This is a genomic window from Pseudomonas sp. S2_C03 (assembly GCF_054668405.1).
The window spans coordinates 4196390-4212558 of record NZ_CP162766.1 but is presented as its reverse complement, the minus strand read 5'-3'; the positions used below and the strand labels follow the sequence as shown (position 1 = coordinate 4212558).

Genomic DNA, 16169 nt, shown 5'->3' with positions numbered 1-16169 from the left:
TGGTTCAGGCCATAGCCTGCAAGGCACGCAAAATGGCGGTTATCTTAAAGCAAAACGGCGGCCATTGGCCGCCGTTTAGTCCTTCGGCGAATAATTAGACTGCCGGCGCCACTTCGACTTCGGCGGCCGGTTTAGGCAGCGAGGACAGGAATGCCATGATCAGCGCCGCCACGTAGGGCAGTGACTGCACGAGCAACATGGCCACCCAGAAACGCATGTCATTGCTCGGCAGGCCATTCACCAGGAAGATCCCCAGTGCCGCGCCCCACAACAGCAGCATGATGAACACCTCTTCACGCGCTTCCGAGATTGCTACCCAGAAGCCATGGTTGTCGGCATTTTTCGGCGTACGGAAGAACGGAATGCTGCTGGTGAAGAAGCCATACAGCACCGCTTTCGCGATCGTGTGCGACAACGCGAGTCCGGCCAGCGCGGCGCAGAATGCATCCTTGAGGTTCACCCCTACGGCGCGGCGGTACAGGAAGATGATCTTGCCGACCTTGAACACGAACAGCGCCAGCGGTGGGATTGCGAAAATCAGCAACGGCGGGTCGACCCGTTGCGGCACGATGATCATCGCCGCCGACCACAGCAAGGCGCCCACGGTGAAGAAGATGTTCATGCCATCCGCCACCCACGGCAACCAGCCCGCCAGGAAGTGATAGCGCTGGCCACGGGTCAGCTCGGTGTCCTTGCCGCGCAGCAAGCTGGCGGTATGACGCTTGATGATCTGAATCGCCCCGTAGGCCCAGCGGAACCGCTGTTTCTTGAAGTCGATAAAGGTATCGGGCATCAAGCCTTTGCCGTAGCTGTCGTGGTAATACGCCGCCGACAGGCCTTTCTCGAACACCCGCAGGCCCAACTCGGCATCTTCGCAGATGCACCAGTCGGCCCAGCCCAGTTCCTCGAGTACTGAACGGCGAGTCATGGTCATGGTGCCGTGCTGGATGATCGCGTCGCGGTCGTTGCGGGTGACCATGCCGATGTGGAAGAAACCCTTGTATTCCGCGTAGCAAAGCTTCTTGAAGGTGCTTTCGTTCTGGTCGCGATAATCCTGGGGCGATTGCACCACCGCGATTTTCGGATCGGCGAAGTGCGGCACCATGTGCTTGAGCCAATTGGGGTCGACGCAGTAGTCCGAGTCGATCACCGCAATCACTTCGGCGTCCTTGGCGGTGTGCGGAATCAGGTAATTGAGGGCGCCGCCCTTGAAACCGGCCAGCGGCGCGACATGGAAGAACTTGAAACGCGGGCCGAGGGTTTCGCAGTAGTCGCGCACCGGTTCCCAGACCGCCGGGTCCTTGGTGTTGTTATCGATGATCAGGACTTCGAAATCCGGATAGTCGAGGTTGGCCAGCGCATTGAGGGTCTGTTTGACCATGTCCGGTGGCTCGTTGTAGCAGGGCACGTGAATCGACACTTTCGGGCGGTAGCTCGAATCACCGACCACTGGCAAAAACTCCCGCCGGCGTTTGTGAATCCACACCGCCTCTGCCAGTTCATGGGCCTCGGTGAGCAACACGATAAACACCCCTAGAGCGCCGAGTGCCAGCAAGAATCCGACCGTCAGGCTGAACCAGGTGCTGTATTGCTGGCTGTAGTCGTAACCGATCCACACCAGCACCGAACCGCACAGGAAGGCGATGAACGTCAGGAAGGTCCGGCCACGCTGGCGCAGGGCCGAGCCGTCGATCATCAGCAAGGTCAGTGAGAGCAGCGCCAGCACCACCGAACCGATGGCCAATACCCGCCATTGCGGGATCGCCACCACCGGGCCTTCGAAGTTGAATTTTTGCTGGCGTGCGGCGTTGAACACGCCCCAGTAAGCGCCCACCGAGCCTTCGTCACTGGCCTTCCACGGCTGGTCGAACGCTTCGATCACAAAATAGTTGAAGCCTTGGCGGTTGAGCTTGTTGACCAGGGTACGCAGGTAGATCGCCTGGTCTGCTGGCGATGCATCGGCACCGCCACGCATGCGGCCGTTGCTCGGCCAGCCCACCTCGGACAGCAGCAGCGGTTTTTTCGGGAACATTTTTTTCAGGTCGCGGGCGCGATCAAGTACGAACTGCCCGGCCTTGTCCATCGGGATGAACTCCCAGTACGGCAGCACGTGGGCGGCAATCAGGTCGACGTGTTTGGCCAGTTCCGGGTTTTCTTCCCACACGTGCCACTGTTCGGAAGTCGTGACCGGCACCTTCACGGCGGCCCGCACGCGATCGAGCAGTACGCTGAGTTCTGCTGCGGTAATTTCCTTGCGGAAGATCGCCTCGTTGCCGACCACCACGCGCACGACGCTGCGCGAGGAATTGGCGATTTCGATCGCTCGGGTGATTTCCCGTTCGTTGCGTTCCTGGTCCGGGCTGATCCAGATGCCCAGGGTCACGCGCAGGCCGAATTCCTCAGCGAGCTTGGGAATGTCTTGCAAGGTGCCATCGACTGAGTAAGTGCGGATGTTGTCCGTCAGCTTGCTCATGATCTCCAGGTCACGGCGCATCTGATCGTCGTTCGGGTACTGTTCTTTTTGTGGGAACTGGCCTTGTTGGAACGGCGAATAGGAGAAGCCGGAAATCTGTTCGGGCCAGTTGGGGGTGGTGACCGGGCGATTGATCAGCGCCCAGAAGCCGGTGAACAAGGCCGCGATGGCGAGCACCACAACCAGGTTGAGTCCAAATTTACGCGATGACATAGCTATTTCAGGTTCCGGAGGCTGTGGAACGGAGGAACGGTCGGCAGTGCACCGAGGGGGCGCATCCTACACCGTGCTTCCCCAAGCCGTACAACAGACGGGGAAAAGCCTGATATTGGGCAATCCTGTTTCGCATTAGTTCTGACACTTGTCGTTTGCCTCTTAAAACTTGCTGCTGCGAAGCCCTATAATGCGCGCCGGTTTTTGAGGTAACGGTCATGAGCACAGAAGATCCACGGTTTGCAGGCATTGCCCGGTTGTACGGCATCGACGGTCTGGAGCGCCTGCGTGCGGCCCATGTGGCGATCGTCGGCGTCGGCGGCGTCGGTTCCTGGGCGGCGGAAGCCATGGCCCGTTGCGGTGTTGGCGAGATTTCGCTGTTCGACCTCGATGACGTCTGTGTCAGTAACGCCAACCGGCAACTGCACGCGCTGGACAGCACCGTGGGTAAACCCAAGGTTGAGGTCATGGCCGAACGCCTGCGCGGGATCAACCCCGATTGCACGGTGCATGCCGTGCCTGATTTCGTCACCCGCGAGACCATGGCCGAATACATCACGCCGAACATCGATTGCGTGATCGACTGCATCGACAGCGTCAACGCCAAGGCGGCACTGATCGCCTGGTGCAAGCGCCGCAAGATTCAGATCATCACCACGGGCGGGGCCGGTGGGCAGATCGACCCGACGCTCATTCAGGTCTGCGACCTCAACCGAACGTTCAACGACCCGCTGGCCTCGAAAGTGCGCTCGACCTTGCGCCGCGAGTACGGCTTCTCGCGCACCGTAACCCGTCATTACAGCGTGCCGTGCGTGTTTTCGACCGAACAACTGCGCTACCCGAAACCCGATGGCAGCATTTGCTTGCAGAAGAGTTTTGTCGGTGATGGCGTCAAGCTGGACTGCGCCGGTGGCTTTGGCGCGGTCATGATGGTGACGGCGACGTTCGGCATGGTCGCGGCGACCAAGGCGGTGGACAAGATCGTAGCCGGGGTGCGGCGGCCGGCGGATCGGGTTAAGCAGGTCTGAGCGCAAACGCCTCCTGTAGGAGCGAGCATGCTCGCGATGGACATCAACGATGACGCTGGGCTCCTGATACCCCGCGGTGCCCTGACCTCCATCGCGAGCATGCTCGCTCCTACAGAGATAACGGTCAGCCCGCCAACTCATTCATCCGCTGCAACACCGCATTCAAGCCATTACTGCGCGAAGGTGATAGCTGGCGGCTCAATCCCAGCTGATCGAACCAATCCGGCAAATCCACTTGCCGTAGCTCATCCGCCGATAACCCGTTGACCCGCGCCAGCAACAACGCCACCAGGCCACGGATCAGCCGGGCATCGCTGCTCGCGGTGAATTGCCAGTGGCCATCGTGCAGCGAGCCCACCAGCCACATCAAGCTTTCACAGCCGTGGACGCGGTTGGCGTCGATTTTGTCCTCATCGCTCATGGCTGGCAGGCGGTCGCCCCATTGCATCAACAGGCGCGCACGTTGTTCCCAGCCCGCCGCGCCCTGGAAGGTTTCCAGGGCGGTAGCAGCGTCCGGCGGGAGGCTCATCGCAGCAACTCCAAAGCCTGGTCCAGCGCGGTGAAGAACCGCTCAAGGTCCTCGGAATCGTTGTACATCGCCAGGGACACCCTGATGGCGCCGGCCAGCTCGAAGCTTTTGAGCAACGGCATGGCGCAGTGGTGACCGGCGCGCACGGCAATGCCTTGTTCCGTGAGCAAATGCGCGAGGTCAGCGTTATGCACGCCCTCCACGACAAAGCTCGCCAGTGCCAATTGCGGCTTGCCCAGCAGGCGCACGCCGTCGCGCGCTTCAAGGCCTTTGAGCAGGCAGTCATGCAATGCGGCTTCATGGGCCGAGACGGCCTGCTGATCAAGGCCTGCGAGGTAATCCAGGGTGGCGCCCAGGCCGATCACGCTGGAAACCGGCGGCGTGCCGGCTTCGAATCCCAGCGGGGCAGGGCGAAAGCGTGCGTGCTGGTAATCCGCATCCAGTACCATTTCACCGCCGAACTGCCAGTGACGCAGGTGGCTGAGTGCATCTTCGCGCGCGAACAGCACCCCCAGGCCATCCGGTCCGTAGAGTTTATGGCTGGAAAACACATAGAAGTCGCAACCCAGCGCCTGCACGTCGTGGCGGCCATGGACCACGCCCTGCGCGCCATCGACCACGGTCAACGCATCGTGTGCCTTGGCCATCGCCAGCAAGGCGGGCAGCGGTTGCCAGGCGCCTAATACGTTGGACAGCTGACTGATGGCCAGTAAACGGGTTTGCGGACCGATCAACGAGGCAGCGGCGTCCAGGTCGATCAAACCGTCGGCATCCAGCGGCAGGATCACCAGTTTAGCGTCACGACGCTGGGCCAGTTGCTGCCAGGGCAGCAAGTTGGCGTGGTGCTCCAGGGCGCTGACGACAATTTCATCGCCCGGATTGAAAAGGTGCTCCAGGCCGTAGGCCAGGAGGTTCAGCGCAGAGGTCGCGCCATGGGTAAAGATGATCTGCCCGACACCGCCGGCATTGAGCCAATGGGAGACCTTGCGGCGGCTGTCCTCGAACGCCTGGGTCGCATGCGCACCTGGGAGATGCTGAGCACGGTGCACGTTGGCGGCGCCATTGGCGTAGTAATGCGCAAGGGCGTCCAAAAGGGCTTGAGGCTTCTGCGTGGTGGCGGCGTTGTCCAGATAGGTCTGGTCCTGCCGTTGCAGAGCGGCGATGGCCGGAAAATCGGCGCGCCAGGGGGAGAGAATCATCATGCTATGAAGCCCTGCCGGAAAATACGCCTCTCCCCTGTAGGAGCGAGCATGCTCGCGATGGTCGTCAACGATAACGCGGGGTATCAGGTAGCCAACGTTGTCTGGGCGTCCATCGCGAGCATGCTCGCTCCTACAGAAGAGGAACGAGCGTGACGCTTAGTTGTGAGCGTGCAGCGCTTCGTTCAGTTCGATCGCCGATTTGTGGGTCTTGCATTCCACGGCGCCGGTTTCCGAATTACGGCGGAACAGCAGGTCGGTCTGGCCGGCCAGTTCACGGGCTTTCACCACTTTGACCAGTTGGTTCTGCTCGTCCAGCAGCGCCACTTTGGTGCCAGCGGTAACGTACAGGCCCGACTCGACAGTATTGCGGTCGCCCAATGGGATACCGATACCGGCGTTGGCGCCGATCAGGCAGCCTTCGCCGACCTTGATCACGATGTTGCCGCCGCCCGACAGGGTGCCCATGGTCGAGCAACCGCCGCCCAGGTCCGAACCCTTGCCGACGAATACGCCCGCCGAGACGCGGCCTTCAATCATGCCCGGACCTTCGGTGCCAGCGTTGAAGTTGATGAAGCCTTCGTGCATCACGGTGGTGCCTTCACCCACATAGGCGCCCAGGCGCAGACGCGCAGCATCAGCGATACGCACGCCGGCCGGTACCACGTAGTCGGTCATTTTCGGGAACTTGTCGACCGAGAACACTTCCAGCAATTCACCGCGCAGGCGGGCTTCGAGTTGGTGTTCGGCCAGTTCGGCGAGGTCGATCGCGCCCTGGCTGGTCCAGGCGACGTTCGGCAGCAGCGGGAACACGCCGGTCAGGTTCAGGCCGTGGGGCTTGACCAGGCGGTGGGACAACAGGTGCAGCTTGAGGTAAGCCTCAGGCGTGGAGGTCAGCGGTGCGTCTTCGGCCAGGATGGTAGCAACCAGCGGCTTGTGGCTTTCGGCCAGGCGGGTCAGCAGGGCCGCTTGTGCCGCGTCCACGCCTTTGATGGCTTCGGCCAGTTGCGAGGCTTGTGCATTGGTGAAGGCGATGGCCTGGTTGCCGTCGGTGTAGCCCAGAACCGGCGCGATGGCCGCGATCAGGTCAGCCGAAGGGTTGAGCAGTGGCTGGGCGTAAAACACTTCCAGCCAGGCGCCTTGACGGTTTTGAGTGCCGACGCCGAAGGCCAGGCTGAACGCAGTAGTGGACATGTAAATACCTCTAGAAAAATGGACGGGCAGGCTTACTTGAGCGCTGCCGCGTAGATATCTGGCTTGAAGCCAATCAGGGTTCGGTCACCGAGATCGAGCACAGGGCGCTTGATCATCGAGGGTTGAGCGAGCATCAGTTCGATGGCTTTCGACTGGTCGAGATCGGCTTTGCGTTCGTCGTCGAGCTTGCGAAAGGTCGTGCCTGCACGGTTCAACACCACTTGCCAGCCGTGCTCGTTGCACCACTGGGTCAGGTGTTCACGGTCGATTCCGGCCGTTTTGTAATCGTGGAAGTCATAGCTGACAGCGTGTTCATCGAGCCAGGTGCGCGCCTTTTTCATGGTGTCGCAGGCCTTGATGCCGAAAAGGTGCAACGTTTTACTTGAAACGGTCAAGGAATTGCCCCCTTTACAGGTGCTGGAGAAAAAAGGTGAAGGATTATGCCATGACCGGACGGTTCTGCGGCGCTTGAGGGATAACGTGCGACATTGGTGTAAAGGTCAGACGTTAGTCTAAGCGGCTAATATGGCACTTCTATGCTGTCGATTGTCCGGGAACCCCGCTTTATGCAAACCGCCTACACCGTCCTGATCCTGTTGATGCTGGTCAGCGTTTCGCGCCTGGTCGGACGGGTGATTCCACTGCCCCTGCCGCTGGTGCAGATCGCCGCCGGCGCCTTGCTTGCCTGGCCGACCCTCGGGCTGCATGTGGCACTGGATCCTGAGCTGTTCCTTTTCCTGTTCCTGCCGCCGCTGTTGTTCTCCGACGGCTGGCGCATGCCCAAGCGCGAGCTATGGCGGCTGCGCGGGCCGGTCCTGACTCTCGCCGTTGGTCTCGTGCTGTTCACCGTGGTGGGCGCCGGTTATTTCATTCACTGGTTGCTGCCGACCATCCCGCTGCCAGTGGCGTTTGCCCTGGCCGCGGTGTTGTCGCCGACGGACGCCGTGGCCGTGTCGGCCATTGCCCAGAATCGTTTACCAACACCGTTGATGCACATGTTGCAGGGCGAGGCCCTGATGAACGATGCCTCGGGTCTGGTGACGTTCAAGTTCGCCCTCGCGGCAGCGCTCACGGGTGTGTTTTCACTGGCCGATGCCAGCGTCACCTTCGTGTTGGTGGCCATCGGTGGTCTCGCCGTCGGGGTGGCGTTGAGCTGGCTGGTCGGGCGCTTGCGCTCGTGGATGATTGCGCGGGGCTGGGACGACCCGGCGACTCACGTGGTGTTCATGTTGCTCCTGCCGTTTGCCGCTTACGTACTGGCCGAGCGGCTCGGCGCTTCGGGCATCCTGTCGGCCGTGGCGGCGGGAATGATGCAGAGCTGGCTCGACTTGTTGCCGCGCCAGACCAGCACTCGATTGCTCAACCGCAGCGTCTGGTCGTTGCTGGAGTTTGCCTTCAACGGCCTGATCTTCCTGCTGCTCGGCCTTCAGTTGCCAAACATCATCAAAGCCGTGGTCAGCCATGAAACGTCCGTTTGGCCGACGCTGCTCTACCGTTGTTTTGACGTGGTAGCGATCTTCCTGGTCCTGCTGGTGTTGCGTTTCGTCTGGGTGCAGAGCATCTGGCGTCTGTCGGGATTGTTGCGGCGCTGGCGTGGCAAGGGCGAAATGGTCAATGTGCCGACGGCGCGGTCGTGCTGGTTACTGACGGTGGGTGGCGTGCGCGGTGCGGTGACGCTGGCGGGCGTGATGTCCGTGCCGATGTTGATGGCGGGGGTGGCGTTCCCGGAGCGCGACCTGCTGATTTTCATCGCCGCCGGGGTCATTCTGCTGTCGTTGATTGCGGCCTGTATCGCCCTGCCATTGCTGTTGCGCGGCATCGCCATAAGCCCCGACGATCAGCGTCGCAACGAAGTGCGCGATGCCTGGCGCAAGACTGCCGAAGCAGCGATCCATGCGCTTGAGGCCGAAGAGGCCAAACCCCAGGACGCGGCCGAGGCGGCGCTGGCCGCCGAAGTGAAGGCGCGGATCATGTCCGAGTATCGCCATCAACTGGAAGTGTTCAACGATTCGGCAGAAGCCCAGGCACTGGCATTCCAGATGGACTTGCTGGAGCGGCGGCTGCGATTGAATGCGCTGCGGGCACAACGGCTGGAGTTGTACAAGCTCAGGCGTCATCACCAGATCGGTGATGACGTATTGCGAGAGGTGCTGGGGGAGTTGGATTTGAGCGAGGCCAATCTCGGCCAGGTCAAATAGCGTGCCTTCCCTGTAGGAGCGAGCTTGCTCGCGATGCGGTGGACCAGTCGACCTGTGTATTGACTGATACGCCGCCATCGCGAGCAAGCTCGCTCCTACAGGGGGCGGTGGCTTACTTGCGACGCTGGATGAAATCGCGAATGCGCTCGGCCGCCTCGACGCATTCCGCCAGCGGCGCAACCAGTGCCATGCGGACACGGCCGGCGCCCGGATTGACGCCATCGACGTCGCGCGACAGATAAGAACCCGGCACCACGGTGACATGCTCCTGTTCGAACAGGTCACGGCAGAACGCGGCGTCATTACCGGCTACGTTTGGCCATAGGTAGAAGCTGCCATCCGGGCGCTGCACGTCCAGCACCGGGCTGAGGATTTCCAGGACAGCGTCGAATTTCTCACGATACAGCGCCCGGTTGGCGCGTACGTGCACTTCGTCGTTCCAGGCCGCGACGCTGGCCAGTTGCGTTTGAACCGGCATTGCGCAGCCGTGGTAGGTGCGGTACAGCAAAAAGCCCTTGAGGATGTCGGCGTCACCGGCAACGAAGCCCGACCGCAGGCCCGGCAGGTTGGAACGCTTGGACAGGCTGTGGAACACCACGCAGCGCTTGAAGTCGCTGCGACCCAGTTCCGCGCAGGCGCTGAGCAGCCCCGGCGGCGGGGTTTGTTCGTCGAAGTACAGCTCGCTGTAGCACTCGTCTGCGGCGATCACGAAGTCATGCTCGTCGGCCAGGGCGATCAGCTTCTTCAGGGTTTCAACCGGGATCAGCGCGCCGGTCGGGTTGCCTGGCGAGCACAGGAACAAGATCTGGCAACGTTTCCAGATGTCCGGGGATACCGCGTCGAAATCCGGATTGAAGCCGTTTTCGTCCAGGCACGGCAGGTAATGCGGCTTGGCGCCTGCGAGGAACGCGGCCCCTTCGTAGATCTGATAGAACGGGTTCGGGCTGACCACCAACGCATCGTCACCCCGGTTGACCACCGTCTGAGTGAATGCGAACAACGCCTCGCGCGTGCCGTTGACTGGAAGCACGTGGCGCGCCGGGTCGAGCCAGCCCGCCGGAACGTTGAAGCGTCGCTCGCACCAGGCGGCGATGGCTTCACGCAGTTCCGGGATGCCGAGGGTGGTCGGGTATACGGCCATTTTTTCCAGGTTGCTGGCCAGGGCTTCGGCCACGAAGCTCGGTGAGCGGTGTTTGGGCTCACCGATGGACAGGGCGATCGGGCGCTTGTCCGGGTTTGGCGTGACGCTGCCGAGCAGGGCGCGGAGCTTCTCGAACGGGTAGGGCTGCAACTGGGACAAGGCGTTGTTCATCGGTCGATCTCGTTCTATGGCATTGCCCCTTCATGTAGGAGCGAGCTTGCTCGCGATGGCGGTGTATCAGTCAAAATACCGGTGACTGACCCACCGCCATCGCGAGCAAGCTCGCTCCTACAGGAGGCGTGGCGGTCTTTAAAGTCAGATACTGATACGCGAAAGCTTGATATCCGGTTCCTGGTTGACGCTCAGTTGCTCGACGATCGCATCCTGCAAACGGCTGCACAGCAGCGGGTCGGACAAAGGCTGGTTGTTGGCGTCGGTGATGAAGAACACGTCTTCCACCCGTTCGCCCAGGGTCGCGATCTTGGCGTTCTGCAGCGACAGGTCGAACTCGAGGAAAATCGTACCGATGCGTGCCAGCAGGCCGGGGCGATCCGGGGCGCTAAGTTCCAGCACGGTCACTGGCCGCTGGGCGTCGTTGTGGATCGTCACCTGTGGCGCGAAGGCGAAGTGCTTGAGCTGACGCGGCACGCGGCGCTGGATGATCGTCGGGTAGTCGTCCGGATTTCGCAGGGCATCGGTCAGGCCGTCGCGGATCTGCTTGACCCGCGCCGGGTTGTCGCCGATCGAGTCGCCGTCAGTATCGAGCACGATGTAGGTGTCGAGGGTGAACTGGCTGGTCGAGGTGATGACGCGGGCATCGTGAATGTTCAAGTTCAACTGGTCCATCGCGGCCACGGTCACGGCAAAGAAATCGTGCTGGTCCGGGGCATAGATGAAGATCTGCGTACCGCCCTCGAATTCGCGCTGGGTGGTTTCCTTGATCAACACCAACGGGCCGCCGTCGGCCGGCTGTTGCAGGATTGCATCGGTGTGCCAGGCGACGTCGCCGGCGGTGTGGCGCAGGAAATAGTCATCGCCCAACTGCGCCCACAACTGTTCGACATCGTCCGGATCGGTGCCGCCGCGCACCAGGATGTCGAGGGCAGCGCTTTGTGTCTGGCGAATCTGCTCCTCGCGGTCGACCGGGTTTTCCAGGCCACGGCGCAAGGCACGCTTGGTTTCGGTGTAGAGCTGGCGCAACAGGCTGGCTCGCCAGGAATTCCAGAGCGTCGGGTTGGTGGCGTTGATGTCGGCGACCGTCAGCACATACAGGTAGTCGAGATGGGTCTCATCACCCACGATCTGCGCAAAATCGTGGATCACTTGCGGATCGGACAAGTCCTTGCGCTGGGCGGTGGTCGACATCACCAGGTGGTTCTGCACCAGCCAGACGATCAGGCGACTGTCCCACACCGGCAGTTGATGGCGCTGGCAAAATGCCTCGGCATCCACCGCACCGATTTCCGAATGGTCGCCGTGACGACCCTTGCCGATGTCGTGATACAGGCCAGCAAGGTAGATCAGCTCGGGCTTGGGCAGCTTGCCCATGAGCTTGCTGGCGAGCGGGAATTTTTCCGACACCTGGGTGTACTGCAACTTACGCAGGTGTTTGATCAGGTTCAGGGTGTGCGCATCGACCGTATAGATATGAAACAGGTCGTGCTGCATCTGTCCCACGATGAAGCCGAACTCCGGCAAGTAGCGTCCGAGAATGCCGTAACGGTTCATCCGTCGTAGATTGCGGTGAATGCCGATCTTGCACTTGAACAGCTCTATGAACAGGCTGGTGTTGCGAATGTCGTTACGGAAATCATCGTCGATCAGGTGGCGATTTTCCCGCAACAGGCGAATCGTGTCGGCGCGCACGCCTTTGATTTCCGGCTGCTGGGCCATCAGCACGAAGATCTCCAGCATGGCAAATGGCGTGCGGCGGAACACGTTGTCGTTGCGTGCCTCGATATAGCCGTCGTGCAGCTGGAACCGTGCGTTGATCGGTTGCGGTGGCGCCTCATCTTCCGGGGCGAGGATCACTTCTTCGAAGTGCTGGATGATCAGGTCGCTGAGCTGGGCGATGCTCATGACCACCCGGTAATACTGCTGCATGAAGTTTTCGATGGCCTGCTTGGCGTCGTCGCCTTCAAACCCGAGCAGTTTGGCAATGGTGCGCTGGTGATCGAACAATAGGCGATCTTCGGCGCGTCCGGCGAGCATGTGCAGCGCATAGCGCACTTTCCACAGAAACTCCTGGGATGAGGCCAGCAGCGCGTTCTCGCTTTCCACCAGGAAGCCTTCGCCAGCCAGCGCTCGAAGGTTCAGGGTGCCGTATTGGCGACGCGCCACCCACAAAATGGTCTGGATATCGCGCAGGCCGCCGGGCGAGCCCTTGACGTTCGGTTCCAGATTGTATTCGGTGTCGAAGTACTTGTGATGGCGGGCCTTCTGTTCGGCATGCTTGGCCAGAAAGAAGTCCTTGCTCGGCCACATGTGCTCGGTGCTGGTGACATCCAGCATGCGTTGGCGCAAACGCTCGGGGCCAGCAATCGTGCGGCTTTCCATCAGGTTGGTGATAACCGTCAGGTCGGCGCGTGCCTCGATGGCGCATTCGTCGACGGAGCGAACGCTTTGACCGACTTCCAGGCCGATGTCCCACAATAGCGTGAGAAAACGCTCGATGGAGTCCCTGAAAACTTCGTGGTCGGCACTGTCCAGCAGGATCAGTAAATCGATATCGGAATAGGGGTGCAGCTCGCCTCGACCGTAGCCGCCAACCGCGACCAGCGCGATATCGGCGTCTTCACTCCAGTCGAACTGCTCCCAGGCCTTTTGCAGGATGTTATCGACGAACCAGGCACGATCCTCGATCAGCCGGCGAATCTCCCGACCTGCACGAAAACGCCCGTCGAGTACCTCGCGAGCCTGGCGGATCGCCTTCTTGAAAGCCGCGATCGGGCTGGACTTCAGGGCCAGTTCAGCCTGGAACTGGCCACGGTCGAAGAGTTCGGGGTCCACCTGCGGCATCGATTGGCTTTCCTTTCTATAAAGGCTGTCTATAAAGGCTGTCTATTGAGGCTGGGAGGGATCAGCCGGAAACGCGGGCGATGGTGTCATCGCTGCGCAGGGTGAAGATCTCGTAGCCGGTCTCGGTCACCAGCAGGGTGTGTTCCCACTGGGCGGAGAGCTTGCGGTCCTTGGTGATCGCAGTCCAGCCATCGCCCAGCACCTTGGTGTCGGCCTTGCCCTGGTTGATCATCGGCTCGATGGTGAAGGTCATGCCCGCTTGCAGTTCCATGCCGGTGCCCGCACGGCCGTAGTGCAGGATCTGCGGCTCTTCATGGAACACTTTGCCGATGCCGTGGCCACAGAACTCGCGAACCACCGAGAAACCGTTCTTTTCAGCGTGCTTCTGAATGACTTCACCGATGTCGCCCAGGCGGCAGCCGGGTTTCACGATCTCGATGGCCTTGTACATGCATTCCTGGGTCACTTGCGACAAGCGCTCCGCCCACACCGGTACGGTGCCGACGTGGAACATGCGGCTGGTGTCGCCGTGGTAGCCGTCCTTGATGACAGTGACGTCGATGTTCAGTGTGTCGCCATCCTTCAACGGCTTCTCGTTGGGGATGCCGTGGCAGACCACGTGGTTGATCGAAGTGCAGATCGACTTCGGGTAGCCCTTGTAGTTGAGCGGGGCGGGAATGGCCTGCTGCACATTGACGATGTAGTCGTGGCAGATGCGGTCCAGTTCCTCGGTGGTGATGCCCGGCTTGACGTGCTCGGCAATCATTTCCAGCACATCGGCGGCCAGTTTGCCGGCGACACGCATTTTTGCGATGTCCTCGGGGGTTTTGAGGGTGACGGTCATACAGGCTCTCTCTACGCTCGATGGCGCTTGCTAACACGGAATGGGCAATGTGCGATGAAGTCCGCTGCCCTGAAAAACCCGATTCTACCAGACGATCAGCGCAAACCTGCGTCTGAGTAAATCGCATCTCTTTATAGATAGGCGCATTCCTGAGCGATTCCAAGGGGCTGCGAGCGGGTGCGCGTCAGGAATCGAGAATCCGGGTTCCGTTTTTGCAAGGCTTGTGATATAAAATGCGCCGCTTTCCGGGGATACCCCGAAAGGCTTAAATCCACACACGTGTCGACACGATGACCTGGGTGCCTTCAGCTGATGCTGCTGGTTGGTCATTGGGATACGTGGAGGCCAAACCCGACTTATTAAGGAACTATCATGTCCCAAGTCAACATGCGCGATATGCTGAAGGCCGGTGTGCACTTCGGTCACCAGACCCGTTACTGGAACCCGAAAATGGGTAAATACATTTTCGGCGCGCGTAACAAGATCCACATCATCAACCTTGAAAAAACCCTGCCAATGTTCAACGAAGCTCTGACTTTCGTAGAGCGCCTGGCCCAGGGCAAAAACAAGATTCTGTTCGTCGGCACCAAGCGTTCCGCTGGCAAGATCGTTGCTGAAGAAGCAGCACGTTGCGGTTCGCCGTACGTCGATCACCGCTGGTTGGGCGGCATGCTGACCAACTTCAAAACCATCCGTGCTTCCATCAAGCGTCTGCGTGACCTTGAAGTGCAAGCCGAAGACGGTACTTTCGCCAAGCTGACCAAGAAAGAAGCGCTGATGCGCACTCGCGATCTTGAGAAGCTGGATCGTTCCCTGGGTGGTATCAAGGACATGGGCGGTCTGCCAGACGCTCTGTTCGTTATCGACGTTGATCACGAGCGCATCGCGATCACCGAAGCCAACAAGCTGGGCATCCCGGTTATCGGCGTAGTCGATACCAACAGCAGCCCGGAAGGCGTTGACTACATCATCCCAGGCAACGATGACGCCATCCGCGCCATCCAGCTGTACATGGGTTCGATGGCTGACGCTGTAATCCGTGGTCGCAACAACGTTGGCGGCGGTACCGAAGTTTTCGTTGAAGAAGCTCCGGCAGCTGCAGCTGAGTAATTGACGCCCTGGCGTTGACTCAGTAAGCAAAAAGGGGGCTTGGCCCCCTTTTTGCCACCTCGAAAACCATTTGTCGGCGCCCACTGCCTTATTTGTAACGTGCGGCAGCTAACAAGGGTGGTTCGGGAAGAATTGAACGCCCGTTCGATCGGGTGGAATGGTTGAAAACCTATCCAAGAGGAATTTGAAATGGCAGCAATTACTGCGGCGCTGGTCAAAGAACTGCGCGAGCGTACCGGCGAAGGCATGATGGATTGCAAGAAGGCCCTGGAAAAGGCCGACGGCGACATCGAAAAAGCCATTGATGACATGCGTGCTTCGGGCGCCATCAAGGCTGCTAAAAAGGCTGGCAACGTTGCCGCTGAAGGCGCAATCGCCATCAAGGCTGACGACAAGTCTGCCGTACTGCTGGAAGTGAACTCGCAGACCGACTTCCTGGCCCTGCAAGACGACTTCAAGAACTTCGTTGCAGCCAGCGTTGAAAAAGCTTTCGCTGACAAACTGACCGACGTAGCTCCGCTGATCGCCGCTCAAGAGTCGGCTCGTGAAGCCCTGGTGGCCAAAGTTGGCGAAAACGTCAACATCCGTCGCCTGATTCGCGTTGAAGGCGATGTGGTAGGTACCTACCTGCACGGTAACAAAATCGGTGTTGCGGTTGTCCTGAAGGGCGGTGACGTTCAGCTGGCCAAGGAAATCGCCATGCACGTTGCAGCAAGCAACCCTGAGTTCCTGCTGCCATCGCAGGTTTCGCCAGAAGCCATCGAGCGTGAAAAAGCTGTCTTCCTGCAACTGAACGAAGACAAGATGAAAGGCAAGCCAGCCGAAATCGTCGAAAAGATGATCGCTGGTCGTATCACCAAGTTCCTGGCTGAGGCCAGCCTGGTTGAGCAGGCGTTCGTCATGAACCCAGAGCTGACCGTTGGCGCCCTGGCCAAGAAAGCCGGTGCTGAAATCGTTTCCTTCACCTACTTCAAGGTTGGCGAAGGCATCGAGAAGCCAGTTGACAACTTCGCTGAAGAAGTTGCTGCACAACTGGCTGCTGCCAAGCAGTAAGACGGTTTTTTAACTGTCGCCCAGAAGAGGCTGCCCGCTCACGCGCGCAGCCTCTTTTCAGATGGGGGCCAGATTTTTATTGGTTTCCCTTTGGAACTGGCTTACAAAGCCATGTTCCGATGGCGCTGAAGCAGCGCCAATCAGAGTGAACAGCCAGCTGTAAACAGCT

The 16169-nt window shown here is 60.1% G+C and carries 12 protein-coding genes; 4 read left to right on the top strand and 8 right to left on the bottom strand.

Annotated features, from left to right (window positions below; all coding sequences use genetic code 11):
- Positions 1–94: 94 nt before the first annotated feature.
- Entirely contained in the window at positions 95–2686 is a 2592-nt protein-coding gene (locus tag AB4N64_RS19530; protein ID WP_460117582.1) for a glycosyltransferase, read from the bottom strand.
- 218 nt (positions 2687–2904) lie between these two features.
- Between AB4N64_RS19530 and tcdA the strand changes: the two genes are divergently transcribed.
- Complete coding sequence (tcdA, locus tag AB4N64_RS19525) at positions 2905–3714, top strand: tRNA cyclic N6-threonylcarbamoyladenosine(37) synthase TcdA (RefSeq protein WP_460117580.1); 810 nt, start codon at positions 2905–2907, stop codon at positions 3712–3714.
- 124 nt (positions 3715–3838) lie between these two features.
- On the opposite strand, the gene AB4N64_RS19520 is transcribed toward tcdA, so the two are convergent.
- From AB4N64_RS19520 to AB4N64_RS19505, 4 genes are all read right to left on the bottom strand, one after another.
- On the bottom strand, positions 3839–4243 hold the full coding sequence (locus AB4N64_RS19520) for a SufE family protein (RefSeq protein ID WP_460117579.1): 405 nt from the start codon (positions 4241–4243) through the stop codon (positions 3839–3841).
- Entirely contained in the window at positions 4240–5445 is a 1206-nt protein-coding gene (locus AB4N64_RS19515) for an aminotransferase class V-fold PLP-dependent enzyme (RefSeq protein ID WP_460117577.1), read from the bottom strand. The genes AB4N64_RS19520 and AB4N64_RS19515 overlap by 4 nt, the downstream gene beginning before the upstream one ends.
- A gap of 156 nt (positions 5446–5601) precedes the next feature.
- Positions 5602–6636, bottom strand: coding sequence for a 2,3,4,5-tetrahydropyridine-2,6-dicarboxylate N-succinyltransferase (gene dapD / locus AB4N64_RS19510; RefSeq protein WP_460117575.1), 1035 nt, complete (start codon positions 6634–6636; stop codon positions 5602–5604).
- A gap of 32 nt (positions 6637–6668) precedes the next feature.
- Positions 6669–7031, bottom strand: a complete 363-nt coding sequence (locus AB4N64_RS19505; RefSeq protein ID WP_460117573.1) for an ArsC family reductase — start codon at positions 7029–7031, stop codon at positions 6669–6671.
- A gap of 171 nt (positions 7032–7202) precedes the next feature.
- On the opposite strand from AB4N64_RS19505, the gene AB4N64_RS19500 reads away from it, so the two are divergent.
- Complete coding sequence (locus tag AB4N64_RS19500; RefSeq protein WP_460117571.1) at positions 7203–8834, top strand: Na+/H+ antiporter; 1632 nt, start codon at positions 7203–7205, stop codon at positions 8832–8834.
- Positions 8835–8946: 112 nt separating this feature from the next.
- On the opposite strand, the gene dapC is transcribed toward AB4N64_RS19500, so the two are convergent.
- From dapC to map, 3 genes are all read right to left on the bottom strand, one after another.
- Positions 8947–10146, bottom strand: coding sequence for a succinyldiaminopimelate transaminase (dapC, locus tag AB4N64_RS19495; protein ID WP_460117569.1), 1200 nt, complete (start codon positions 10144–10146; stop codon positions 8947–8949).
- Between the two features lie 144 nt (positions 10147–10290).
- The gene (locus tag AB4N64_RS19490) at positions 10291–12993 is read right to left on the bottom strand and encodes a [protein-PII] uridylyltransferase (RefSeq protein WP_460117567.1); all 2703 of its coding nucleotides are present in this window, start codon (positions 12991–12993) and stop codon (positions 10291–10293) included.
- A 61-nt stretch (positions 12994–13054) separates the two neighbouring features.
- Positions 13055–13837, bottom strand: coding sequence for a type I methionyl aminopeptidase (map, locus tag AB4N64_RS19485; RefSeq protein WP_460117566.1), 783 nt, complete (start codon positions 13835–13837; stop codon positions 13055–13057).
- Positions 13838–14209: 372 nt separating this feature from the next.
- On the opposite strand from map, the gene rpsB reads away from it, so the two are divergent.
- Positions 14210–14947, top strand: a complete 738-nt coding sequence (gene rpsB / locus AB4N64_RS19480; RefSeq protein WP_460117564.1) for a 30S ribosomal protein S2 — start codon at positions 14210–14212, stop codon at positions 14945–14947.
- A 189-nt stretch (positions 14948–15136) separates the two neighbouring features.
- Positions 15137–16000: a translation elongation factor Ts gene (gene tsf, locus AB4N64_RS19475; RefSeq protein WP_460117562.1), complete on the top strand. Its 864-nt coding sequence runs from the start codon at positions 15137–15139 to the stop codon at positions 15998–16000.
- The last annotated feature ends 169 nt before the right edge of the window (positions 16001–16169 follow it).

Excerpts from the sequence above, each read along its gene's own strand:
- AB4N64_RS19530 (WP_460117582.1), bottom strand. The coding sequence starts at position 2,686 with ATGTCATCGCGTAAATTTGGACTCAACCTGGTTGTGGTGCTCGCCATC.
- tcdA (WP_460117580.1), top strand. The coding sequence starts at position 2,905 with ATGAGCACAGAAGATCCACGGTTTGCAGGCATTGCCCGGTTGTACGGC.
- AB4N64_RS19520 (WP_460117579.1), bottom strand. The coding sequence starts at position 4,243 with ATGAGCCTCCCGCCGGACGCTGCTACCGCCCTGGAAACCTTCCAGGGC.
- AB4N64_RS19515 (WP_460117577.1), bottom strand. The coding sequence starts at position 5,445 with ATGATGATTCTCTCCCCCTGGCGCGCCGATTTTCCGGCCATCGCCGCT.
- dapD (WP_460117575.1), bottom strand. The coding sequence starts at position 6,636 with ATGTCCACTACTGCGTTCAGCCTGGCCTTCGGCGTCGGCACTCAAAAC.
- AB4N64_RS19500 (WP_460117571.1), top strand. The coding sequence starts at position 7,203 with ATGCAAACCGCCTACACCGTCCTGATCCTGTTGATGCTGGTCAGCGTT.
- dapC (WP_460117569.1), bottom strand. The coding sequence starts at position 10,146 with ATGAACAACGCCTTGTCCCAGTTGCAGCCCTACCCGTTCGAGAAGCTC.
- AB4N64_RS19490 (WP_460117567.1), bottom strand. The coding sequence starts at position 12,993 with ATGCCGCAGGTGGACCCCGAACTCTTCGACCGTGGCCAGTTCCAGGCT.
- map (WP_460117566.1), bottom strand. The coding sequence starts at position 13,837 with ATGACCGTCACCCTCAAAACCCCCGAGGACATCGCAAAAATGCGTGTC.
- rpsB (WP_460117564.1), top strand. The coding sequence starts at position 14,210 with ATGTCCCAAGTCAACATGCGCGATATGCTGAAGGCCGGTGTGCACTTC.
- tsf (WP_460117562.1), top strand. The coding sequence starts at position 15,137 with ATGGCAGCAATTACTGCGGCGCTGGTCAAAGAACTGCGCGAGCGTACC.